At 61.9% G+C, this 24,231-nt stretch carries 20 protein-coding genes; 11 read left to right on the top strand and 9 right to left on the bottom strand.

Annotation, left to right across the window (positions count from 1 at the left end; all coding sequences use genetic code 11):
• Positions 1 to 30: 30 nt before the first annotated feature.
• The 6 genes from GQ59_RS16845 to GQ59_RS16820 form a co-directional block, all read right to left on the bottom strand.
• On the bottom strand, positions 31 to 444 hold the full coding sequence (locus GQ59_RS16845) for a Rieske (2Fe-2S) protein (RefSeq protein ID WP_037083330.1): 414 nt from the start codon (positions 442 to 444) through the stop codon (positions 31 to 33).
• A gap of 2 nt (positions 445 to 446) precedes the next feature.
• Positions 447 to 1,553: an amidohydrolase family protein gene (locus GQ59_RS16840; RefSeq protein WP_037083328.1), complete on the bottom strand. Its 1,107-nt coding sequence runs from the start codon at positions 1,551 to 1,553 to the stop codon at positions 447 to 449.
• A complete protein-coding gene (locus GQ59_RS16835; protein ID WP_051904020.1) occupies positions 1,550 to 2,674 on the bottom strand; it encodes an amidohydrolase family protein in 1,125 nt (374 codons plus the stop codon). The genes GQ59_RS16840 and GQ59_RS16835 overlap by 4 nt, the downstream gene beginning before the upstream one ends.
• A gap of 15 nt (positions 2,675 to 2,689) precedes the next feature.
• Positions 2,690 to 3,829 carry an amidohydrolase family protein gene (locus GQ59_RS16830; RefSeq protein ID WP_051904019.1) on the bottom strand — a complete coding sequence of 380 codons (1,140 nt, stop codon included), beginning with the start codon at positions 3,827 to 3,829 and terminating at the stop codon, positions 2,690 to 2,692.
• Positions 3,830 to 3,832: 3 nt separating this feature from the next.
• Entirely contained in the window at positions 3,833 to 4,912 is a 1,080-nt protein-coding gene (locus GQ59_RS16825; protein ID WP_084683199.1) for an amidohydrolase family protein, read from the bottom strand.
• A 239-nt stretch (positions 4,913 to 5,151) separates the two neighbouring features.
• The gene (locus GQ59_RS16820) at positions 5,152 to 6,057 is read right to left on the bottom strand and encodes a LysR family transcriptional regulator (protein WP_037083326.1); all 906 of its coding nucleotides are present in this window, start codon (positions 6,055 to 6,057) and stop codon (positions 5,152 to 5,154) included.
• A gap of 490 nt (positions 6,058 to 6,547) precedes the next feature.
• Here GQ59_RS16820 and GQ59_RS16815 point away from each other — a divergent pair, with 490 nt between their 5' ends.
• The 6 genes from GQ59_RS16815 to GQ59_RS16790 all read left to right on the top strand — a co-directional run bounded on the left by GQ59_RS16815 (position 6,548) and on the right by GQ59_RS16790 (position 14,305).
• Positions 6,548 to 7,609, top strand: coding sequence for an ABC transporter substrate-binding protein (locus GQ59_RS16815; RefSeq protein ID WP_152564364.1), 1,062 nt, complete (start codon positions 6,548 to 6,550; stop codon positions 7,607 to 7,609).
• A 74-nt stretch (positions 7,610 to 7,683) separates the two neighbouring features.
• On the top strand, positions 7,684 to 9,450 hold the full coding sequence (locus tag GQ59_RS16810; RefSeq protein WP_244447986.1) for an ABC transporter permease: 1,767 nt from the start codon (positions 7,684 to 7,686) through the stop codon (positions 9,448 to 9,450).
• A gap of 86 nt (positions 9,451 to 9,536) precedes the next feature.
• Positions 9,537 to 10,631 (top strand): ABC transporter ATP-binding protein, encoded by a 1,095-nt coding sequence (locus GQ59_RS16805; RefSeq protein WP_037083324.1) that lies wholly within the window; start codon positions 9,537 to 9,539, stop codon positions 10,629 to 10,631.
• Between the two features lie 131 nt (positions 10,632 to 10,762).
• Entirely contained in the window at positions 10,763 to 11,578 is an 816-nt protein-coding gene (locus GQ59_RS16800) for a GntR family transcriptional regulator (RefSeq protein WP_084683198.1), read from the top strand.
• A gap of 416 nt (positions 11,579 to 11,994) precedes the next feature.
• On the top strand, positions 11,995 to 13,401 hold the full coding sequence (gene ligM / locus GQ59_RS16795) for a vanillate/3-O-methylgallate O-demethylase (RefSeq protein WP_037083321.1): 1,407 nt from the start codon (positions 11,995 to 11,997) through the stop codon (positions 13,399 to 13,401).
• A gap of 19 nt (positions 13,402 to 13,420) precedes the next feature.
• Positions 13,421 to 14,305: a hypothetical protein gene (locus GQ59_RS16790; RefSeq protein WP_152564363.1), complete on the top strand. Its 885-nt coding sequence runs from the start codon at positions 13,421 to 13,423 to the stop codon at positions 14,303 to 14,305.
• 4 nt (positions 14,306 to 14,309) lie between these two features.
• Here the strand turns inward: GQ59_RS16790 and GQ59_RS16785 are convergent, their stop codons facing one another.
• Entirely contained in the window at positions 14,310 to 15,698 is a 1,389-nt protein-coding gene (locus tag GQ59_RS16785; protein ID WP_051904015.1) for an FAD-binding oxidoreductase, read from the bottom strand.
• 730 nt (positions 15,699 to 16,428) lie between these two features.
• On the opposite strand from GQ59_RS16785, the gene GQ59_RS16775 reads away from it, so the two are divergent.
• The 4 genes from GQ59_RS16775 to GQ59_RS16760 all read left to right on the top strand — a co-directional run bounded on the left by GQ59_RS16775 (position 16,429) and on the right by GQ59_RS16760 (position 19,779).
• Positions 16,429 to 17,448: a TRAP transporter substrate-binding protein gene (locus GQ59_RS16775; RefSeq protein WP_037083313.1), complete on the top strand. Its 1,020-nt coding sequence runs from the start codon at positions 16,429 to 16,431 to the stop codon at positions 17,446 to 17,448.
• Between the two features lie 74 nt (positions 17,449 to 17,522).
• Positions 17,523 to 18,023, top strand: coding sequence for a TRAP transporter small permease (locus tag GQ59_RS16770; RefSeq protein ID WP_037083310.1), 501 nt, complete (start codon positions 17,523 to 17,525; stop codon positions 18,021 to 18,023).
• Positions 18,020 to 19,315, top strand: coding sequence for a TRAP transporter large permease (locus tag GQ59_RS16765; protein WP_037083308.1), 1,296 nt, complete (start codon positions 18,020 to 18,022; stop codon positions 19,313 to 19,315). The genes GQ59_RS16770 and GQ59_RS16765 overlap by 4 nt, the downstream gene beginning before the upstream one ends.
• A 5-nt stretch (positions 19,316 to 19,320) precedes the next feature.
• Complete coding sequence (locus GQ59_RS16760) at positions 19,321 to 19,779, top strand: DUF3237 domain-containing protein (RefSeq protein ID WP_037083307.1); 459 nt, start codon at positions 19,321 to 19,323, stop codon at positions 19,777 to 19,779.
• A gap of 82 nt (positions 19,780 to 19,861) precedes the next feature.
• Here the strand turns inward: GQ59_RS16760 and mdlC are convergent, their stop codons facing one another.
• Entirely contained in the window at positions 19,862 to 22,945 is a 3,084-nt protein-coding gene (mdlC, locus tag GQ59_RS33335; RefSeq protein WP_201772427.1) for a benzoylformate decarboxylase, read from the bottom strand.
• Between the two features lie 125 nt (positions 22,946 to 23,070).
• On the opposite strand from mdlC, the gene GQ59_RS16740 reads away from it, so the two are divergent.
• Positions 23,071 to 23,982, top strand: a complete 912-nt coding sequence (locus GQ59_RS16740; RefSeq protein ID WP_051904014.1) for a LysR family transcriptional regulator — start codon at positions 23,071 to 23,073, stop codon at positions 23,980 to 23,982.
• Positions 23,983 to 24,002: 20 nt separating this feature from the next.
• Here GQ59_RS16740 and GQ59_RS16735 read toward each other — a convergent pair whose 3' ends face one another.
• The gene (locus tag GQ59_RS16735) at positions 24,003 to 24,188 is read right to left on the bottom strand and encodes a hypothetical protein (protein WP_037083302.1); all 186 of its coding nucleotides are present in this window, start codon (positions 24,186 to 24,188) and stop codon (positions 24,003 to 24,005) included.
• Positions 24,189 to 24,231 lie beyond the last annotated feature (43 nt).

Below are 24,231 nucleotides of genomic sequence, written 5' to 3'. Positions count from 1 at the left end.
TCCCGAGAATATTCGCTTGTGACAGGGTCGTCAGATCTCCACGATCACGTAGTCCTCGTCGATGGAGACCGGAAAGGTTTCGGCCTGGTAGGGGCCTTCGGCAAGCGCTCCGCCCTTGGCGACGGACACATCGAAGCTCTTGACGCGGGTGCGCGCCGGATCGCACCAGGACTTGCCGGTGCGGATGTCGAATTCCCAGCCGTGCCAGGGGCAGCGGACGAGCTCGCCATGGCGCGTCATGCGGTATTTGCCGGGCTCGTCCGACTCGGCAAGACCGACGACCTGGCCACGGCAGAGATCGGCGCCTTCGTGCGGGCAGCGGTTGGCGATGGCGAAAAACTCTCCCTTGACGTTGAAGAGGGCGATGTCGCGGCCGGCGACCTTCACCAGCTTGGACTTGCCGACTTCGAGTTCATCGACCTTGGCGATTACGTGACGGGCCATGCTCAATTCAATCCATAGAAGTTGACAGCGTTTCCGGCGAAGATCGCCGTTTTCTCGGCCGCCGACAGCGGCACCTTGAAGGCGTAGCGGGGATCGTCGAAATCCCAGTGGGGATAGTCGGTCGAGAACATCAGCCGGTCGGTGCCGATCCAGTTCAGCGTATCCGTGAGGTTCTTGGCCGGATTCGGCTCTTCCATCGGCTGGGTGGTGAACCAGACGTTCTTCTTCAGATATTCCGAAGGCAGGCGCTTCACATGCGGAACTTCGTCTCGCATCGCAGCCCAGGCCTTGTCCATGCGCCAGCCGAAGGCCGGCAGCCAGGAAAAGCCGCCTTCGACGAAGGAGATCTTCAGGCCCGGAAAATGCTCGAAGACGCCCTCGAAGATCAGGCTTGCGATCACCGACTGCATGGTCTGGACCTGGCTGTGATGCTCCTCGATGTAATAGGAAGGCCAGCCGGCGCCGGTCGCCTGATGTCCGCCGACGCCGCCCACATGCAGGGAGATCGGCAGGCCGTGGCTGACGGCTGCCTCGAAGATCGGCCAGTGACGGCGTTTTCCGAGCGGTTCGATCGAGCGCGGCGGCAGGAGGATCTGCACGAAACGCTTGTCGGAGGAGCGGCGGTTGATCTCGGCGACGGCCTTTTCCGGGTCTTCCTGGGTAGCGACGATCGAGCCGCGCAGGCGCGGTTCCGGCTCCAGGAATTTGCCGACCTGCCAGTCGTTGATGGCAGTGGCGATGGCGGCGGCAAAATCCGGGTGCCGCTGGCCGCTGGCGTTGAAGCGCAGAGGCACCAGCACGCCGATATCGATGCCAAGCCCGTCGAGATGCTGTTCGCGCAGGAAGGGCAGGTCGGAGCCGGGAGGTCCGCCTGCCGGCGGCCATGAATCGACGCGCGAGACTTCCGGCACCATGCGCGGATGCGACAGCGTTTCGGACAGTCCCTGGCGGGTATGGCCGCCGTAGGTCGCGAGATGATCCCGCCAGCGCTGCGAGAGGTAGGGATGCATCTCCGCCGGCGTCTTCATCGACGGATGGATGTCGCAGTCGATCAGATTGAATTTGGTCTTCGCCTCGACCGGGCGTTCCAGCGTTTGGGTTTCGGTCATCGTGCGGCCTCCTTCCTAAAATCCGCGGCGATCCGCGGATAGGTGGCGAGCGGGTTGTCGATCAGGATCTTCTTGGCCAGCGTCTCGCCGAACCTGGCCGAGAGCGCATTAACGCCCTCGAACTGGGCATGCGGATAGTCGGTCGAAAACAGCAGGATGTCGTTGCAGTCGATGTGGTCGAGCGTGCGGGCGAGCGCATCGGTTTCGAGTGGCGCTTCGACCGGTTGCAGCGTGAAGCGCACATGCCGCTTGACGATGTCGCTCGGCTGTTCGGTGACCCACGGTGTTTCGGCGCGCACGCCGCGCCAGGTCTTGTCGGCCCGCCAGAAGAACGACGGCAGCCAGGTGAAGCCGCTTTCGGCGAACACGACCTTGAGGTCCGGCACCTTGTGGAAGACGCCTTCGGCGATGAGGCTGAGGAGCTGGCTTTCGAAGATCGAGGCTTGAGCCACATAGGCTTCGACGAAGAAACTCGGCCAGCCGGTGGCGGTCGGCGCATGGCGGTTGCTGCCGCCGGCATGGATACAGAGCGGCAGCCTATTGCGGGCGGCGGCCTCGTAGATCGGCCAGTAGCGGCGTCGCCCGAGCGGTTCGTCGTTCTGGGCGAGGATCATCACCTGCACGAAACGACTGTCTGCGGCGCGCTTCTCGATCTCGGCGACGGCGAGTTCGGCATTCTGGGCCGAGACGATGATCGAGCCGCGCAGGCGCGGCTCCTTGTCGAGCCATTCCCGCGCCAGCCATTCGTTGACGGCGCCGCAGAGCGCGGCGGCCATGTCGTCGGAATGCATGATCATCGAGCCGTGCAGCACGTTGCAGATCGCCAGCCGCGTTCCGAACGGATCGAGCGCCTGGGCGCGGACAGCCTCCAGCGTATCGCCGGCAAAGCCGCTTGCCGCCTTCCAGTCGGAACGGACATTGATCGGTGCCCGCGGGGGCGACGCGGTCATCGCCAGACTCATCCGATCGACGCCGCGCATGATAAATGTTTCGCGCCAGTAGTCGTCGAGATAGGACAGCAGTGTCGTGGTCGCCGGCGAGGCCGGGTGCAGGTCGCAGTCGATGCCGCCGATGGTCGACAGTCCGGGCTCGTTGCCCAGCGATCTCACCATTTCGTTCATGTGAGCACTCCGTGTTCAGGGCAGGCGGTAGACGTTCTTTGCGTTATCGCGAAAGATCTGCGCGCGCTCGGTCGGCGACAGCGGCACCTTGAAGGCGTAGCGCGGATCGTCGAAATCCCAGTGCGGGTAGTCGGTCGAGAACATCAGCCGGTCGGTGCCGACCCAGCGCAGCGTGTCCAGCAGGTGGCGGTTGTTTTCCGGCTCCTCGATCGGCTGGGTGGTGAACCAGACGTTTTCGCGGATATATTCGGACGGCGGCCGCTTCACATGCGGCACCTCGGAGCGCATCCGTTCCCACTGCTTGTCGAGCCGCCACATCAGAGGTGCCGCCCAGGCAAAACCGCCCTCGACGACGACCAGTTTCAGCTTCGGGAAGCGTTCGAAGACGCCCTCGAAGACCATACTGGTGACGACGCTCTGAAGGCTGTGCGAGAAGGCGTAGTGTTCCTCGATATAGAAATTCAGCCAGCCGGCGCCGCTATTGGCGTGCTGGCCGTAGGCGGCGGAATGCATGCCGATCGGCATGTCGTAGTGTTCGGCGGCCTCGTAGATCGGCCAGTAGCGGCGGCGGCCCGCCGGTTCGATGGTGCGCGGCGGAATGGCGATCTGGGCAAAACTCCTGTCGCCGATGCGCGCCTCGATTTCGGCGAGAGCCGCCGTCACGTCTTCCTGGGTGACGGAGATGGACGCTTTCAGGCGCGGGTCCGGGCCGGTCCACTTGTCGAGCTGCCAGTCGTTGACGGCGGCGCACATGGCGGCGCCGAGTTCCTGGTTCAATGTCGAGGAACCGGCCGCTAAGGGCTGGAGGATGCCGTATTCGATGCCGAGCGGATCGAGCAGCTGCTCCTGCAGATAGGCAAGGTCGGAGGCCGGCGGTCCGCCATTCGGCGGCCAGGCGTCGCGGCGCATGCCGTTGCCGGGGGTCATGCGCGGATAGGGCAGGGTGCCGACGACCGGATTGGCGCTGCGCTGGCCATAGTCGGCGAGATGGTCGCGCCAGCGAACGGGCAGGAATTTCGCAAGTTCGGCGGGCGAACCGAAGGCCGGATGGATATCGCAATCGACGATCCCGAGCCTGGCGTCTGCCCCCCTATCTTTTTCCAAAGTGGGGTCCTTTTCCGGAGTGGCGTCCTTGTCCAGAACGGCATGGTCCATGGCTTAGTCCTCCAGTCGCGGATAGGTGGCGAGCGCATTGTCCCGAACCAGCCGGTCGATCAGGCGTTCCGGGAAGCCGGCGGGGATCGCGGCATCCCCCTCGAATTGCGCATGCGGATAGTCGGTCGAGAACAGCAGCATGTCGTCGCAATCGAGATGCTCGATGATGCGTTCCAGTTCGGCCGGATCGCGCGGCGCGTCAAAGGGCTGCGTCGTCATGCGGATCTGCCGGCGGACCAGCGCCGACGGAGGCTCCTTCACCCAGGGGATTTCGATGCGGGCGCCGCGCCAGTCCTTGCTCATCCGCCACATCTGGCCGGGCAGCCAGGAGACGCCGGATTCGATGAGCACGATTTTCATGTCCGGGAATTTGCCGAGCACGCCCTCGGCGACGAAACTGCCGACCTGGGCGGCAAAACCTTGGACCTGGTGGACGTAGTCCTCGGCGAGATAGGAGAGGAAACCGCTCTGGCTCGGCGCGTGACGATAGGCGCTGCCGGCATGCACGCCCAGCGCAAAGCCGTGCCGCTGGGCGGCCTCGTAGACCGGCCAGTAGATGCGGCGGCCGAGCGGCATCTCGCCCATGCAGAGCGTCAGCACCTGCACGAAACGTTTGTCGTCGGCAAAGCGCTCGATTTCCTCGATGGCGGCTTCCGGGTTCTGCATCGGCAGCACGAGAGAAGCACGCAGGCGCGGGTCGCGGTCCAGCCACTCCGCCTTCAGCCAGTCGTTGGTGGCGCGGCACACGGCGGTCGCGAGATAGGGATCGTAGATCGCGTGCACGGCGGTGACGCAGTTGAGGATCGCATATTTGAGACCGTAGGGATCGAGCAGGTTTTTCCGCAGCTTTTCGACGCCCTTCCCCTCCGTCGCCTTCCAGTCTTCCCGGAAGAAGGGCTTGGTGCGGGTTGGGAAATTGGTGAGTTCCAGACGGTCGATATCGCGCGTCGTGACGATCTCGCGCCAGTATTCGTCGAAATAGGGTAGAAGATCCTCGCGCAGCGGCGCGTCCGGATGAACGTCACAATCGATCGCGCCCAATTGCGAAAGCACAGGGCGCTGCTGGGTCACAGCAGTATCCACCGCTTAAAACCTCCCTTGTCTGTCAGCCCGGCCGCTCGTTTCGCGGCGGACCTGAACCTCACTCCCAGGCGGTGCGTCGACAGACGGTGGCCACCCTCGCATCAGCGATGCGTTTCCTCGATTTGGGAGGGTAAGCGGCACGGGGAGCCAAGAGAATATGCTTTTTCATCGTAGCGGCTTTCTCGATTCGAGAAAGCCAAACGGCTTTCAGCTTTTCTCCTCGGGCAAAGGCGCGGCGCTCACGCTGCTCGATCACCCGGAACGAGAGCCGCGTGCATATGAATGCGCAGCCATTCCATCAGCGCCCGCACGGTCGGTTTGCGTGCCTGGGTCTGGGGGATGAGCGCCTTCAGCCAGAGTTCCGCCACGGGATAGTCCGGCAGCAGCTCGATCAGCTTGCCCGTCCGGATGGATTCTTCCGCCACGTAATTCGCCACCATGGCGACACCACGGCCCCGCAGCGCCAGGTCGTGCAGGATCTGGGTATCGTTGGCGCTGAAGGCGGAGCGTACCTCGACATCGATCGGCCCGCCGGGGCTCCGAAACGACCAGGTTGAACCCGTCGCGTGAAACGTCAGGCAGATGTGATTGACCAGATCGCGCGGATGTTTCGGCAGTCCACGGTTTTCGAGATAGTCAGGAGCGGCGCAGAGTTTTCGCGGATAGGGGCAGAGCGGTTCGTCGACGACGTTGGAATAGGAGGCGGGTAGGGCGCCGAGCGCGATGTCATATCCCTCTTCTGCCGGATTGACGGAGCGGTCGACCAGCGCAAGGTCCATGGTGACGTTCGGGTTTTCCTGCTGGAAGTCGCTCAGGATGCGGGCGAGGAAGGCGATCGTCACGGTCGTCGGCGCCTTTATCCTCAAATGTCCCTCGATCCGCTGGGCGACGGCCGCCGCTCCGCTGATGGCATCGTCGATCTCCTTGACCAGGGATTGGTAGCGGGGCAGGTAGCGTTCGCCGATCTCCGTCAGGATGATCTGGCGGGTCGAGCGGACGAAGAGTTTCACCCGCATCTGGTCTTCCAGCCGGCTGATGCGTTTCGTTACCACTGACGGTGCGACGCCGAGATGCCGGCCCGCCGCCGAAAAGCTGCCGGACCGGGCAACCGCCAGAAACGTGCGGATATTGATTAGCGTATCCAATGTCTTAGGTCTCCCATGCCGCCCTGTCGAGCGGCCCTCCGCGTAAACGGTAGCACAATTCATCTTTCTATTTTCGAGAAAAGTGAATGTAAAAAAATGGTGCTTTTCCCCTGCACGGGAAAAGGTCAATCTAACAGAAGAGGGAATTCCGGTGCCTGTGGCATCGCCGCGACTGGCAGGGAGAGCCGGCGCAGATCGGAATTCAGAAAAGGGAGTTTGAGTTGGCCAAGGCCAATCCTGTCCGAGCCGAAGGCCCAAATGTTCCGCATCACGCGGTGCTTATCAGGGACCTTGTCAATTGCAGGGTGCGCGCCAGATCGTTTCGAAGCGATCGGCAAGCCGTCGAGATTGAGTAGCCGTTCGGGAAAGCGGCGCCGCTTGCGGTGACAAAGGAGATCGCGGCCGGTGGCCGCGGAAATTTTGAGCGTCGAGTGCCGGGATCGGGTCCCGGACGTGATGCTCGATCGTCAGTTCCAGGGAGGAGAGACACGTGACGACAAACACATCCATGACTTCGGCCATTCAAAAATGGTCGCGCCGGTTTTTCATGGCGGCTGCGGGCAGCCTTGCCATTTCGGCGGCGGCAGGCCTGCCCGCTTTCGCACAGGATGCCGAATGGCAGAAAGTGGTTGAGGCCGGCAAGAAGGAAGGCAAGCTCATCCTTTATACCGCGCTGGTCGGCCAGCCGAGCACCAAGCAGATCGCTGCCGCGTTCACCAAGGAATACGGTATAGAAGTCGAAATTCTCGAGGCGCGCGCCAGCGAAATCCGCGAGCGCGTCCGCGTCGAGCAGGCCGCCGGCCGGTTTGCCGCCGACGTGATGTTCACCAGCGAAGGGCAGACCATGCTCTACGACAAGGAGGACAAGTCCGTCGATCCGCTGCCAGTGACCCCGAATTCGCAAAAGATCGGCGACAAGTTCAAGCTCAAGGTGCCGATGGCCTCGGTCATGACCATTCCCTACGGGATCATGATCAATACCGGCCTCGTGAAGCCGGCCGATGAGCCGAAGAGCTGGAAAGACATTGCCGACCCCAAGTGGCAGGGCAAGATCCTGTCCGACGATCCGCGCGCGATCGGTGCCGGTTACCTCTGGTTCTTTTCGACTTATGACAAGATCGGCGAAGACTATGTGAAGAAGGTCGCGAGCCAGAAGCTCGTCTTCACCCGCGACCAGCGCGAATCGCAGCGCCGCACGGCCCGTGGCGAATATTCGATCTACATGCCGGTTATCATGACCGACTTTTCGGATCTGAAGGGGCTGCCGGTCAAATTCATCATTCCGGAGGAGGGCGTTCCTTACGTTCTTTACGGCAACGTCATGCTCAAGAAGGCTCCGCACCCGAACGCCGCCAAGCTCTATCTCGATTTCATGCAGGGACCGGTCGTGCAGAAAATCTACGCGGGTCTCGGCTACGGTCCCGTCCTTCCCGGCATGACTGATGGCCTGCCGGCGGACGTCAAGGCGATTTCCGAAGCCAAGCTCTACGGCACGACGGACACGACCCGCCAGAACGAGATGCTGGCCAAGTCCAAGGACATCTTCAAGTAAGCCTCCCAGGCCACCGCCGGTCCGATGTTCGGGCCGGCGGTGCCGTTCTTCATACCCGGAGCCGCGAGGATCCCATGACGATTATCCACAATCGCCCCCTAGACGACATTGCCGAAACTGCGCCGACGCTTGCCGGCAATGCTTTCACGCGCGCCTTTTCGGGCGGATCGCTGTGGCGTCTGATCGGCATGCTGGTGCTGATCCTGATCCTCGGCTTCCTGACGATCTATCCGCTCGCCATGCTGCTCTACGGCAGCCTGCATTCGACGCCGCCCGGCATGGCCGGCGAGTTCAATCTCAATGGCTATCGGTCGATCATGACAACCCAGAACCTCATCGTTCTGGCCAACACGATCGGCATTTCGCTTGCCAAGACCATACCCTCGCTGACGATCGCGGTGTTTCTCGCCTGGATCGTCGCGCGCACCGACACGCCGTTCCGCGGTACGCTGGAAGTGCTGATCACGCTGCCGTTCTTCATTCCGCCGATCCTGACGGCAATGGCCTGGGGCATGCTCGCCAATCCGCAGGTGGGCGTCATCAACATGGTCTGGCGCTGGGCAACCGGCGCGACCGATCCGCTCGTCAACATATATTCCTATGGCGGCGTCATCTGGCACATGTGCCAGTATTCGATCCCCTTCCTGTTCCTGTTCATGGTTGACGCCTTCCGGGCGATGGACCCGTCGCTTGAGGAATCGAGCCGGATGTGCGGTGCATCGCGCTGGACGACCTTCCGCAAGATCACCCTGCTCCTGATGCTGCCGGTGCTGACCAGCTCGTTCATGCTGAGCTTCATCAAGGGCATCGAGACATTCGAGTCGGCGCTGTTCTTCGGCCTGCCCGCAGGCATCAAGGTGATCACGACCGACATCTACGAGTCCATCAACCACCGCGCCACGCCCGACTACCAGTACGCGACGTCGCTGTCCTTCGCGATCATGGGGCTGATGTTCCTGCTCGTCATCTGGCAGTGGTGGATGCTGCGCGGCAAGAGTTTCCAGACCGTCACGGGCAAGGGGTTTCGCCCGAGCGTCATGGAACTCGGCCCCTGGCGCTGGGTCACCTTCGCCTTCTGTGTGCTGTTCTTCTTCATCACGGTCGTACTGCCGATCGGGCAGCTGATGCTCGGCTCGTTCTTCCGCTTCTTCGGCTTCTACACCTACGACATGCTGACGCTGGAGCACTACCGGAACGTCTTCGCCAACAGCGAATTCTGGCGGGCGGTCCGCAATACGATGGTTCTCGGCCTGCTCGGCGCCACCGCGACCATGGCGCTCGGCGCGATCGTTGCCTACATCTCGGTGCGCACCCGCTGGCGCGGACGCAACCTGATCGACAGCATGGCCTGGCTTCCGTGGATGATGCCGGGCATGGTTCTTGGCGTCGGGTTCCTCTGGGCGTTTGCGATGCTGCCGGGACCGATCCCGATCTACGGCACCATCTGGGCGCTGCTGCTTGCCTATATCGCGCTCGGTACGCCGGTCTCCGTGCGGGTCATGACCGGCGCCTATCACCAGCTTTCCTATGATCTGGAAGAATGTTCCCGCGTTCACGGCGCAACCTGGGCCCAGACCATGTGGCGGATCATGGTGGCGCTCGCTTGGCCGGCCTTCGCCGTCGGCTGGGTGCTGACCTTCTTCGGTATCATGCGCGAACTGTCGGCGTCGATCCTTCTCTATTCGGTCGGATCTGAAACGCTGGCGGTCGTGCTGATGAAGCTCTGGGCCAACGGCAATGCCGAACAGGTGAGCGTCATCGGCCTGATGATGATGCTGCTCGTCATCGTGTTCCGCTGGGTCCAGCTCAGTTTCATCAAGGCCCGCATCAGCAAGCTTTAGGTTTCAGGCCCGGCGGTTGCGACCGCCGCCGATTTTTGGTTGTCGTTTAAGCGGATCCTGGCATCCGCTCCGAAAGGAAGAGAAATATGGCTTCGGTGACGCTCGAAAACGTGAGCCGCATGTATGGCGCGATAACCGCCGTGGACAATGTGAACCTGAAGATCAAGAGCGGCGAGTTCGTCACGCTGCTGGGGGCCTCGGGCTGCGGCAAGACGACGACGCTGCGCATGGTGGCCGGTCTCGAGAAGAATACCGGCGGCCGCATCTCGATCGGCGACAATGTCGTGTCGGATTCGGACAAAGGCTATTTTGTGCCCTCGGAACGCCGGCGTCTCGGCATGGTCTTCCAGTCCTACGCGATCTGGCCTCATATGACGGTGTTCGACAATGTCGCCTACCCCTTGCGCATCCGCCGCCGTCCCGACACGGAAGTCCGGGATCGCGTCATGAACGCACTGCGTCTCGTGGAGATGGAGCAATATGCCGAACGTCCGTCGCCGGCGCTCTCCGGCGGCCAGCAGCAGCGCGTGGCGATCGCCCGCGCGCTGGTGTTCGAGCCGGAAGTGCTGCTGCTCGACGAGCCGCTCTCCAACCTCGACGCGCGCCTGCGCACCCAGATGGGCGACGATTTCCGCGCCTTGCAGCAGCGTCTGAAGATCACCGCCCTCTACGTCACCCACGACCAGGCGGAAGCCATGGCGCTGTCCGACCGGGTGGTCGTCATGCATGGCGGCAAGATCCTGCAGGTCGGCGCGCCGGAAGAGATCTACCGCCGGCCGGAAAACCGGCAGGTCGCCGCCTTCTTCGGAACGCCCAACCTTTTGAACGCGACCGTCAAGGACTGCCGCCCGAACGGCGGGCAATATTACAAGCTCTCGGTCGAAGGCCAGGGGTGGTCCGGTGACTGTCATGCGGCAACCGAAATGCCGAAGGGAGCGGATGTCACCGTCATGGTGCGACCCGAAAACCTGCATGTCCGCGATGCGGGCCAGGTGAACGGCGATCTCTCCTGGTCGGGCGAGGTTTCGCAGGCGATCTTCCGCGGCTCGCACCGCTCGATCATGGTCAAGACGCCGGCGCAGACGTTGCATGTCGAGGCATCGTCGCTTTCGAACGTGGATATCGGCCGTCCGGTCACGGTCGCCGCACCCGTGGAGGCCGCCTGGGCCGTGCGCAACTGATCGTTTCGGCTGTCCACGGATATGGAAAACTTGCGTTTTGTCGCAGATATTCAATATTGAAGCGACGTTCCCGCCGGCATGTCTCGTCTGGCGCGATCCGCATTTCGATATGGCGCAGGTGAGGCCCAAGCATGACCACAGGCACCCGAACTCAGAATCCTCCCGGGCCTGAGAAGCAGGAGACCCGCCAGCAGCACGTGATCGACAAACTCAGGACCTGGGCGAGCGACGGCACGATCGACCCGCGCAAGAAACTGTCCGAATCCGGGCTTGCCGAAGCGCTCGGCGTGTCGCGCACGCCGATCCGGCATGCGCTGGCCGTGCTCGTCGAAGAGGGCGTGCTGCAGCGCGTCGGCGCCCGCGGATATCGGGTCAGGGCCTACAAGGTGGCCGATGTGATCGAGGCGATCGAGCTGCGTTCGATGATCGAAGGTTATGCGGCCAAGAAGATCGCCACCGACGGCCCGTTGCCGACGCTGATTGCCGAGCTCAAGGATTGCCTGCGCGAGGGCGACGATATCTTCGAGAACGGCGGCATCGACGATCCGGTCAACGAGGAACGTTATGCGGTGATGAACCTGCGTTTCCACACGCTGATCATCGAGGCCGCCGGTGGAAATCTCCTGCACCAGCTCACCAGCCTTTTCGATCGCGTGCCCTTCGGCGCCCCGGATTCGATCCGCTTCGACAACATCACCCGCAAGGAGCGGGCGCAGCACCTGCATTACGCGCACTGGCAGCACCATCACATGGTCTCGGCGCTGATCGCCCGCGACGGTGCCCGTGCCGAAAGCCTTTTTCGCGAGCATGGGGAAGGCGTGAAGATCAGCCTCGGCATCAGCAAGGGGCTTTTTGCGATCGACGGTTCGCGCATCCTACCGATCTTCGACCTTGACAGTCCGGCGGGCCATATCAACGGCCTGATGCAGGACGAAAACGAAGACTAGGCCCACGCTCCGGCGGTGGAGGGTTTCCATTTGGGATCCCAAGTTACCAGATTCCCCCTTAAAGGGCGCTAATCCGGATCCCGTTGGTTTTTCCGCACTGCATCAATTATTACCCATAGATTATAGAAACGGCGCAATTCTAATGGGCTGTTGCGGCGCTTTTCGTCGATCGGCCCAATATGGGTATTGTATCCCAAAATCGATTGCTCTATGAATTGCTTCGACCGGGAGGAGGCCTCGATTTCCGCCAAGCCGTCGAGGCGAGGTTCGAGAACCGGGCTGTTCAGAGGAGATGGCGGGAGGAGACCGCTGACCCTCAATTGCATGAGACATCTTGAGACGATGCATATCGTATCCCGAACCGGGTTTGCCGGTGGGGCGTTATGCCGGAGCGCAACCGAGGGAAGGCCAAGAAAATGCCGAAGAATCTGACCCAGATCCTGAAAGAAAAGGGCAATACTGTCGAGATGCTGCGCAATTCGCGCATCGGCATGTATATCTATCCGGTCGTCGCACCGGAATTTTCGAACTGGCGCACCGAGCAGATGGCCTGGCGCCATTCGGCGGTCCTGTTCGATCAGTCCCACCACATGGACGAGCTGATCGTCGAAGGCCCGGATGCGGCCAAGTTCCTCGAAAGCCTGGCGATCAACAGCTTTGCCAATTTCGGCGTCGATCGCGCCAAGCATTACGTTCCGGTGACGCCTGCCGGACACGTGATCGGCGACATGATCATCTTCCGCGAGCGTGATGACAAATTCGTGCTCGTCGGCCGTGCGCCGACCGCCAACTGGCTGCGCTACAACGCCTCGCTCGGCAAGCATGATGTCAAGCTCACCCACGATCCGCGTTCGCCTTCGCGCCCGGACGGCAAGGAAGTCAATCGCGTTCACTACCGCTTCCAGATCCAGGGCCCGGACGCTCCGAAGATTTTTGAGAAGATGAATGGCGGCCCGATCCCCGACATCAAGTTCTTCCATGTCGACTGGATCAATATCGGCTCCAAGAAGGTTCAGGCCCTGCGCCACGGCATGGCCGGCGCTCCCGGTCTCGAGGTCTGGGGTCCCTATGCCGAGAAGGACGAGGTTCGCGAGATCATCGTCAAGGCCGCAAAGGATGCCGGCGTCGACCTCTATCTCGTCGGTGCGCGCGCCTATTCGACCAACACCCTGGAATCCGGCTGGATTCCGTCGCCGCTGCCGGGCATCTATACCGGCGCCGAACTGCAGGGTTACCGCGACTGGCTGACGGAAGACAGCTACGAAGCGACCGGCTCGATCGGCGGCAGCCTCGTCTCCGACAATATCGAAGACTACTACGTCAATCCTTACGAGCTCGGTTACGGCATCTACATCAAGTTCGACCACGACTTCGTCGGCCGCGAGGCCCTCGAAAAGATGAAGGGTCAGCCGCAGCGCAAGAAGGTCACCTTCGAGTGGAATGCGGAAGACGTGATGAAGGTCATCGCCTCGAACTTCGTTCCCGGCAGCGAAGCCTACAAGTGGATCGACCTGCCGCAGCCGAACTATGCCTCGTCCAGCGCCGACAAGATCATGCATGGCGACAAGGTCGTCGGCATGTCGATGTTCAACGGCTACAGCTACAATGAACGCTGCATGCTGTCGCTCGGCATCGTCGATGCCGATGTCCAGGAAGGCGATGTCCTGACGCTGATCTGGGGCGAGCCGAATGGCGGCACGGCCAAGACCTCGATCGAAAAGGGCCACAAGCAGGCCGAAATCCGGGTCCGCGTCTCGCCTACCCCCTATGCGGCCGAAGCCCGCGAAAACTACGCCGAAAGCTGGCGCACCAAGAAGGTCTGAGATCCTCCCAGGATATCACATGAGAACGGCGCCTTCGGGCGCCGTTTTTCGTTTTGGGCGAGAGTTGAGGGCGCTCCCCGGCTCGATCGCTCAGCCGATTTCTTTGTATCCAATTTATTGTAGGGTAGCCATTCCACGCGCTGGAGGGAATATGTCCGTAGGCAAGCCATTTCGACGAACTATTCGGCAGTTCATAGACGGTGAATACTCTGAAGGTGGCCGATGGAAGTATATGCGCCATCCGAAATTCAGTACCGATGCAGCCCACTACATTCGAGCATACGAGATAATTCAGAAAGATGTCATTGATCTTTTTGATTACATCGAGCCTGATGATTTGAATAATTGTACATACTCATTTCGGATTCATGAGTTGTTGCTTCGTGCTTGCACTGAAATCGAGGCAAATTTTAAAGCAATCCTTCGAGAAAACAAATTCCCAAAGGCAAATGGCCTTAATATTGCTGACTATAAGAAGATGGAAGCGTCGCATTTTCTGTCTGAATACCAAGTGAGGGCGCCGGTGTGGCGGGGCAACAATAAAGTTTTCCATCCCTTCAAAGGCTGGCTAGAGCATGGCAAGCCTATATGGTATCAGGCATATAATTCGTCGAAACACGACCGGCACAACGAGTTTCGGAAAGCAAATTTTGACAATCTGTTGAATGCAGTGGCTGGCCTACTAGTCGTGCTTTCATCGCAATTTCTCGATGGAGCATTTTCATCGACTGCATCGCTTTCAATTAACATTGATGTACCGCTCGATAAATTCGAGCACGGTATTGGAAGCTACTTCCTTATAAAATTTCCTGAGAACATACCCACAAACGATAGATACGATTTCAATTGGCAAATCTTGGAGGGAGAAGCTGATCCGTTCCAAGATTTTGATTACACCAAGTAGCTACCTAGCCAGCATCCCCCATCTTCCCCGGGTTCATGATCCCCAGCGGATCGAGTGCCGCCTTGATCTTCTTCATCACGTCCACCGCCTTGCCGTGTTCCTTGCGCATGAACTTGAGCTTGGCGATGCCGATGCCGTGTTCGCCGCTGGCGGTGCCGCCGACGGCGAGCGCCCGCTCGACGACGCGGTCGGCCATCTCGTCGGCTTCTCTCAGGTGGTCCGGATTGTTCGGGTCGATCAGGTAGGCGGTGTGGAAATTGCCGTCGCCGACATGGCCGATGATCTGGCCCTTCAGCGACGAGGCGTCGATATCGGCGCGCGCCGCGACGATGCTTTCGGCAAGCCGCGAGATCGGCACGCAGATGTCGCCGGTATAGAGTTCGTAGCCGGGAATGATCGCCTTGGTCGCCCAGTAGAGATCGTGGCGGGCCTGCCAGAGTTTGGCGCGCTCGTCGGCATCCGCGGTCCAGCGAAAGGAGATCGCGTCATGGCCCTTGGTGATCTCCTCGACCAGTTGCGCCTGTTCCTTTACCCAGGCCTCGGTGCCGTGGAACTCGAAAAACAGGGTGGGGGCGACCGGCAGGTCGAGCTTCGAATAATTGTTGGTCGAGGCGATCGCCACCTCATCGAGGAATTCGACGCGGGCGACCGGGATGCCATATTGCACCGCCTCGATCACTGCTTCTACGGCATTGGCGACCGTCGGGAAGGAGCAGATCGCCGATGAAATGGCCTCCGGGATCGGATGCAGGCGGACCGTCAATTCGGTGATGACGCCGAGCGTGCCTTCGGAGCCGACGAAGAGATGCGTCAGGTCATAACCGGACGAGGATTTTCTGGCCCGCGAGCCGGTCTGGATGGCCTCGCCGTCGGGTGTCACCACCCGAAGAGCCAGCACGTTTTCGCGCATCGTGCCGTAGCGGACCGAGGTGGTGCCGCTGCCGCGGGTGGAGGCCATGCCGCCGATCGAGGCGTCGGCGCCGGGATCGACCGAGAACATCAGGCCGGTTTCGCGCAGGTCCACATTCAGCTGCTTGCGGGTGACGCCGGGCTGCACGACGGCCAGCAGATCTTCCGTCCGGATCTCGATGATCCTGTTCATCTCGCGGGTGTCCAGCGAAATGCCGCCGCGGATCGGGATCGTGTGGCCCTCCATCGAAGATCCCGCGCCGAAGGGCACGACCGGAACGCCATGCGCAGCACATGCCGAGACGATCGCCTGGACCTCCTCTTCGGTGCGCGGAAAAACGACGGCATCGGGCAGGTGAGGGGCCAGCCGCGACGTATCGTGGCTGTGGTGTTCGCGGACGGCGGCCGACGTCACCAACCTGTCACCGAGAATGCCCTTGAGTTTCGCAACCGCCTGACCGACCGGCGTGACGAGATCATCCATTTTTTCTTCCTCCCTGATGCCGCAATGATGACTTGAAATAATCGTGCCCGAGGCGCGATCCGGCCTACGGATTCAAAGGAACCCGGGCCGGAAATCTTGGCGCGTCCCGATGCTTCCGCGAACGGTTTTGGACGCCGATACCGTATCCCAACCGATCGGCGGGCAGTTTCTCCCGGCCGAACATTCCCTCCTTCGGACCAGCGCCTTCCAGCCTGGCCTTGTTGCCGCATTCCTTCTGCCGTGTATGCAATAAGTGCCGCCGCGACATTCTAGACGGTTTGAACGGCGGTTGAAGTGCCTATCGAAAAAATCTCAGGAACCCTGACTTTTTGTATCCAAAACGAAAAGGAAGCTTGTTGTTTCAGGCCGGATGTGTTGAAATTCGAATGTTCGGGTAGGCGATGTCGGGAGGACGGCGTCACCTTGGGAGACCGGGCACGGGAGGAAATACATGTATACAACACTGGCCGGGACAGCTGCTTCTGCCACAGACATGGCGGGTTCGGTTCCGGCTGCGGAGATGACGCGCGGCCGCGTCGCCGCCGACCTTTCGGCGCATCTTTCGCCGGCCGTTTTTATGCGTCGCGCAATCGCGTCTTTTCACGGAACTTCCAACGACTTCGGCGATCTGCCCGGGACTTGAACTCTCCTGGTGGGTTGACCGCGATATTCGTCGGCCGGAGCGGGGAGGGAGCCCCGCCGGCCTCTGATCTCAAAGGAGGAGAAACACATGAAACTGAAGGCATTGCTCGCTTCGGCCTGCCTCGCGGCGCTGACTGCACCCGCTCACGCCGCCGACGTGGAACTGACATTGTCGCACTGGGTCCCCGCCACCCATGCGCTGCAACCGGGCGGGATGGAGCCTTGGGCGAAATCGATCAAGGAAGCGTCCGGCGGGCGCATCAACATCACCATATACCCTGCCTCCCAGCTCGGCGCCGCACCCGATCATTACGACATGGCGCGCGACGGCATCGTCGACATCGGCTTCATCAATCCGGGTTATCAGCCAGGGCGCTTTCCGATCATCGCGGCGGGCGAAATTCCCTTCCTGATCGCCAATGCCAAGGGCGGGTCGCGGGCGCTCGACGAATGGTATGGACAGTACGCCCAGAAGGAAATGAAGGACGTCTACGTCTGCATGGTGCATCTGCATGACCCGGGAACGCTGCACGGCGTCAAGGGACCGATCCAGGTTCCTGCCGACCTCAAGGGCAAGAACATCCGCCCGGCGCACGCGACCATGGCCCGCATGGTGAGCTCGCTCGGGGCCGCATCGGTGCAGGTGCCGGCGGGCGAAATGCGCGAACTGATCTCCAAGGGAGGTGCCGACATGACCGCCTCGCCCTGGAATTCGATCTATACGTTCGGTCTGCAGGACGTGACCAAGCATCATCTCGACCTGCCGTTCTACGCCACAACCTTTGCCTTCGTGATGAACAAGGCCAAGATCGACGGGCTTTCCGCCGCCGACCGCAAGGTGATCGACGATCACTGCACGCCGGAATGGGCCGAGAAGATGGCCAGCAAATGGGCCGATGCGGAAGCGGCCGGGCGCCAGAAGATGATCGATGCGGGCGGCCACACCCTCTACAAGCCGACCCCGGATGAGGTGGGCCTCTGGAAAAAGGCGACAGGTTCGCTGCAGGGCGAATGGGAGGCTGCAGCCACCAAGGCCGGCATAGACGCGAAGGCAGCCTGGGCGGGCCTGCAAGAGACACTCAAGAAATACGGCGCCGACGTGAAATAGCGCGTTCGGGACCATTCGCAGGCGGGTGCTGTCGCGGCGCCCGCCGTTTTCCATCCGTTCATCGAGTGCTGTCCATGAACCGCTATCTGGAACGCTTCAGCGACGTGGTCGATCTTGTGGCAGGCATCCTGCTGGGGCTGTGTACCATCCTGATCGTCGCTTCCACCGTCGGCCGCTATGTCCTGGCGTGGCCGATCCCAGACTCCTTCGATATTTCGCGCTATCTGATCGGCGCCTGCATCATGTGGGGCCTGGCGTCGCTCGGTTATCGCGGCGGGCATATCGCGGTCGACCTGGTCTACGAGCCGATGGGCCCGCGGGGGCGCCGCATCCTCAATTTCATCGCCTGGGCCCTGCTCCTCGCCTTCACGGCCATGCTCGCCTACATGATGTCCTTCCGCCTCGCCAGCGCCTATCGGAGCAATGAAGCGACGTTCGATCTGCGCATCCCCGTCTGGCCATTGATCGGACTGATCTGGCTCGGCTGCGCATCGGCCGTCGTCACCACCGCGATCTCGCCTTTCGTTCGGCGGGAACCTGAAGATATCGATCCGCTTGAGGGCCACGGCGTATGAATACTGCTGATCTCGTCGCTATCGGCGGCTTTGTCGCCATGTTCGTGCTCATGGGCCTGCGCGTTCCGCTCGGGGTTTCGATGGGGCTGGTCGGCATATTCGGCTTTGCCGCCATGCGCGGCATGTCGCCGGCGCTCAACCTGCTGACGACATCGCCGATCCGCGTCATTACCGACTTCAACCTGACGCTCGTGCCGTTCTTCATCCTGATGGGGGCCTTTGCCACCAATTCCGGCATGTCGCGGGAACTGTTCAGGACGGGCAATGCGTGGCTCGGACAGTTCCGGGGAGGGCTCGCCCTCTCCACGATCGGCGCCTGCGCCGGATTTGCGGCGATCTGCGGCAGTTCGATTGCGACCGCCGCGACAATGACCCGCATCGCGCTGCCAGAGATGCGCAAGGCGAAATACGCCGATGCCACCTCGACCGGCGTCATCGCCGCAGGCGGCACGCTCGGCATCCTGATCCCGCCTTCGGTGATCATGGTCGTCTACGCCTTTCTGACGGAGACGGATGTCGCGCAGCTGCTGATGGCCGGCATCATCCCCGGCATCATGGCGACCTTCATGTACATGGCGACCGTGCTGATCGCCCACGGCAAGCGGTTGCCGCCCGGAAAGCCGTTCGAGCTGAGGGAAGCTCTCGCATCGCTTCGGGACGTCTGGGCCGTCATGCTTCTTTTCATTTCGGTCATCGGGGTAATCTATCTCGGCATCGCAACCGCGACGGAAGCGGCGGCGGTCGGGGCCCTGATGACCATGGTCATCGGCCTGCTGCGCGGCCGGCTGAACTATCGGTCCATTATGGCGAGCCTCGTGGAGTCGCTCCGGACGTCGGTTTCGCTGTTCAGCGTGCTGATCGGCGCCATCCTGTTCGGCTATTTCCTGGCGATCACCCAGTCGCCGCAGAAGCTGACGGCACTGCTGGTGGGAATGGATCTCGGGCCATACGGGACATTGACGCTGATCCTGGTCATTTTCCTGATCGCGGGGGCTTTGATGGACGAGATGGCGATGATCATCCTGCTCGTGCCGATCGTGTTCCCGGTCATCGGCCATCTTGGCTTCGACCCGGTCTGGTTCGGCATCATCATCGTCGTCGCCTGCCAGCTCGGCATGATCATGCCGCCCGTCGGAATCAATGTCTTCGTCATCAATTCGATTGCGAAGGACGTGAAGATCACCACGATCTACGGCGGCGTCATGCCTTTCATTCTCAACGATATCATCCGGCTTTTCCTGCTGGTGGCGTTCCCGGTGATCTCGCTCTGGCTGCCGCAAACGATGAGATGACGCACATGATCGCTCCGAGCCTCAGACAGTTTTGCGAAATCCGCGCCGAACTCGGGACGCCGATCGAGAAGGGAGGCGGCCCGGGCGGCCGATGGCGGATCATCCCGATCATCGGCGGCGTGGTCGAGGGGGAGCGCCTTTCGGGGCGCGTCCTCAATCTCGGCGCCGACTGGCAAAGCGTCTATGACGCCGGGTATGCGGAACTCGACACGCGCTACGTGATCGAAACCCATGACGGGGCGATGATCGACATCCGCAATTTCGGCTTCCGGCATGGGCCGGCAGACGTGCTGGCCAAATTGGCGGCGGGCGAGACGGTCGATCCGGCGCTCTATTACATGCGCACAACGCCGCGTCTGCAGACCGGCGATCCGCGCTATGCCTGGCTGAACCATACGATCTTCATCGGCACCGGCGAGCGTCTGGCAAGTGCTGTGCGCATCAGCGTTTTCGAAGTGCTCTGATCCACCAGTCCACCGAGAAATGGAAAGGCCGCCGGATCATCAAACCGGCGGCCTTTTTGTTGACTATGAAAACCCGCTGGCCTCAGGCCATATGGATCGTCTTGACCTCAAAATAGTTTTCGAGACCTTCCGGACCACCTTCGCGGCCGATGCCGGACTGCTTGAAGCCGCCGAACGGATGGTGGATGTCGACGATCATGCCGTTGACGGTGACGCTGCCGGTCCGCATGCGGCGGGCAAACGCATAACCACGCTCCGGATTGGCCGTGAAGACGGCGCCGGACAGGCCATATGTCGTGTCGTTGGCGATCCTTGCCGCTTCGTCATCGTCCTTGTAGCTGATGATCGACACGACCGGGCCGAAGATTTCCTCCTGGGCGATCTTCATGTCCATCGTCACGTCGGTGAAGACGGTCGGCTCGATGAAGTAGCCGCGGTCGAGGCCCTTCGGGCGCCCGCCGCCGCAGGCAACCGTCGCACCGCCTGCGCGGCCGGCAGCGATGTAGCCTTCGACGCGGGCAAGCTGGCGAGCCATTGTGAGCGGGCCCATCTGAGTGGTTGGATCCGCCGGATCGCCGACCTTGATGTTCTTCACGGCGCCGACATAGAGGTCGATGAATTCCTGCTTGCGGGATTCCGGCACCAGGATGCGGGTCAGCGAGAAGCAGACCTGGCCGGTGATCGGCATGGAATAGACCATCAGCGCCGGCAGCGCCTTGGCGAAGTCGGCATCGTCGAGAAGAACGGCCGCGGACTTGCCGCCGAGTTCCAGGCTGACGCGGGCCAGACGGTCTGCGCAGGCTGCGGCGATCGCCTTGCCGGCGATGGTCGAGCCGGTGAAGGAGACCTTGTCGATGCCCGTGTGGCGGACGAGGTAATCGCCGCCTTCGCGGCCGGCCGGAACGAGGTTGAAGACGCCCTTGGGCAGCCCGGCCTGTTCGATGCACTCGGCCAGAAGGTAAGCGTCCAGCGGGGTCTCCGGCGACGGTTTGGCGACAATCGTGCAGCCGGCGGCAAGCGCTGCCGAGACCTTGTAGTTGAGGAGCACCATTGGCGCGTTCCACGGCGTGATCGCGGCGCAGACGCCGACCGGCTCGCGCACGACGCGGACTTCGCCGCCATCGGCACGCTTGCGCTGATCGACGAACTCGTCGTTCTCGATCAGGCCGGCATAATAGTTGAAAAGGCCGGGGTTCTGGCCGACCAGCTTCTTGGTCAGGAAGATCGGCGCGCCGACCTGGGTGGTCCAGGCATTGGCGATCTCGTCGAGGCGGGCGGTGAGCAGGTCCGCGACCTTGCGCAGGTAACCGGCGCGTTCCTTGAAGGTCATGCGCGGCCACGGGCCGTTGTCGAAGGCGTCGCGGGCGGCGGCAACGGCCTTGTCGATATCGGCATTGCTGGCTTCCGGATAGCTCATCAGCACTTCTTCGGTCACCGGCGAGATGACGTCGAGCTTGTTGGTGCCGAGCGGGGCGACCCATTCCCCGCCGATGAAGAATTTTTCGGGGGTTTTCAGGATCTGTTCGTTTCTGACAGCGACATTCATTTCAGTCTCCTCCTCGGATAGCATGATTTCCAAAAGCCGCGGCCCCTTCATCTTGAGAAGGTCCCGTAGGCATGACGACAGTTCATCGCCCTTTTCGCAGCGAACGGCCTTGCAGCCCTGCGCCTCGGCGATTTGCACGAAATCCATGTGGCCGATATCGACCCCGTCGATACGGCCGGAGCCGCTACGCTCGGCAATCGCCTTCAGCACCTTGTAGCCGCCGTTGTTGAGGATGACGATCATGAGATCGGCATCGTATTCGACGGCTGACCAGATCGACTGGATGGAATAGAGGCTCGATCCGTCGCCGATCACGGCGATGACCGGATGTTCCGGCCTGGTCAGAGCGGCACCGACCGAGCCGGGCAGGGCATAGCCGAGCCCGCCGCTGGCGGTGGCGAAAAAGCCGCCGGGCCGTTCGATGGGGAAGAAGTCGTGCAGCGCGTCACGGCCGCTTGGGGCTTCCTCGAACACGATGCTGTCCGGCGAGCGGACGTCGGCGAGCGTCTGGTAGAAGAATTCCTGGGTAATGCCCTTCGGCGTTTTCAGGCTTGGAATGGTGCGGGCCGGGCCGCCGGTGCGCTGCGGGCGGCAGCGCAGGCGGTAGACGAGGCTTTCGGTGGCGGCGCGCAGGTTCGAGACCATGGCGTTGCCGACGATGGCGCTCGCCGCCTGGGCCGGATCGTCGGTGATCAGCCAGAGTTCGGCGCCAGCCGGGATATCCGGGCCGGAGCCTGCGAAATGATAGGTGAAGGCCGGCGCGCCGAGCACCAGAACGAGGTCTGCGCCATGCAGGCAGTTCGCGAGCTTCGGCTGGAAGGCCGGCAGGAAGCCAGCAAACAGCGGATGGCGTTCCGGAAAGCTGCAGCGCGACGAAAGCGGGCTTACCCACACCTTCGCCTGCAGGATTTCCGCCAGCCGCACCGTGGCATCCCAGGCATTGTCGATATCGACGCCCGGCCCGACGACCAGCACCGGCTCGCGGGCGTCGTTCAGCCGGCGGGCGAGGTCGTCGATCGCGGAAGCCGGCGCACTGATCACCGTTTCCACGTCGCGGATGGCGATCGGGGCTGCCTGTGCCTGCCAGTCGCCCAAGGGGACCGAGACCATGACCGGGCCGCGCGGCGCCTGCATCGCCATATAGTAGGCGCGGGCAATCGCTGCCGGCACGTCTTCTGCGCGAGCCGGTTCGCAGGCCCATTTCACATAGGGCTTTGGAAACTCGGTCGGGCTTTCGGCAAACAGGAACGGATCGTGCGGCAGCAGCTCGCGGCTCTGCTGGCCGGTGGTGATGATGAGAGGCGCGCGGTTGCGATAGGCCGTGTAGATATTGCCGAGCGCATGGCCGAGGCCGGCGGCGGAATGCAGGTTGACGAAGGCCGGCTTGCGGCTCACCTGCGCATAGGCGTCCGCCATCGCGACGACGATCGATTCCTGCAGGCCGAGCACATAGGAAAAGTCTTCGGGGACGTTGACGAACATCGGCAGTTCGGTGGAGCCCGGATTGCCGAAAATCCGGTCGATGCCCTTCTGCCTCAGAAAATCGAAAACCGCCTCGCTTACCGTCTGTCCACGCAGCTTCGTGCTGCCGGACAGGAAATCCAGCGACATCTTGTTCATAGCTTCGAGGCCTCCTCCCGGCCTTCAGGGTTGCCACCCTGAGCGCATATCTTGTCGTGGGAAGTGTCGCAGATAGCGCCCCATCTTGGAATTGAAGAATTTCCAAGAATCCATTACATCAAGGCATGACTTTGGATGTACGCTCGGCTCAAATCGTTCTGGAATGCGCGCGGCGCGGCAGCCTCGGCGCGGCCGCCACGGCCTTGAACATGACGCAGCCGGCGATCACGCGGATGCTGAAGCGGCTGGAGGACAGCTATGGCGTTCCTCTCTTCGAGCGCACGACGCGCGGGGTGGTGCCGACCGTGTTCGGAGATGCCCTGATTCCCTATGCCAAGCTGGTCGTTTCCGAGATCGGCAATGCGACCGACGTGATCCAGCAAATGCGCGGCGCCAGCCGCGGCGTGGTGCGGATCGGCGGAGTGGCGAGCGTCGTGGGCGGCTTCATCATCGCCGTGATCGGCGAGATGCGCAAACAACATCCGGAAGTGCAGTACCAGGTGATAGAGGACCTGGAGGACCGGGTGCTGGAAGGGCTGAAGGGCGGTACGATCGATATCGCGATCTCACCGGAGCCTTATCTCGACGACGACATCATCATGGCGACGCCTGATATCATGCACGATACGGTCTCGGTTTTTGCAAGGTCCGATCATCCGATCATCAGCCGGGAGCATGTAGCGCTTGCCGAGGCGGCGGGCTTCGACTGGGCCATGCCTCCACCGGGCACACCGACCGTCAGGGAGTGGCAGCGGCGGTTCCACGACAATGCGCTGGAGCCGAACGCGCCGTCGATCGTCTCCCGCTCGGTGCCGGTCCTCAAGGCCGCGGTTCTCTCGGAAGCGATGTTCTGCTGGATGCCGTTGCCCCTGGTGCGCGAGGACGTGGAACGGGGCAACATGGCACGCGTCAACGTGCCAGAACTCGACTGGCAGCGGACGTTCCGCGTCTATCGCCGAAAGAAGGGCCTGATGACGCCGACAACGGTCAATCTGCTGCAATGCATCCGCCGCGTCAGCGAGACCTGGTCGATGTAAGGGGCAGGGCGATTTACGCTCTACCGCTGTTTGGCCCCGGCGCTCTTGCCGTCCGAGCTCTTCGACCGCTCCTCGAAACGGTCGGCGCCCTTGGCGAGGTCCGAACCCTTTTGGGCTTCGACCTTCTTCTCTTCCTTGCGGGTGCTCTGCTTCAGACCGCGGGCGGATTCCCGGCCCTTTTCGGTCGGTGCCTGTTCGATACCCATGATTTCTCCTCCAGCGCCTGATTGGCGCAGCAGTCGAACGGAC

Source organism: Neorhizobium vignae (assembly GCF_000732195.1).
Classification (GTDB): domain Bacteria; phylum Pseudomonadota; class Alphaproteobacteria; order Rhizobiales; family Rhizobiaceae; genus Neorhizobium; species Neorhizobium vignae.
The sequence above is the reverse complement of the archived record's forward strand: the minus strand, read 5'-3'. Positions and strand labels throughout refer to the sequence as shown.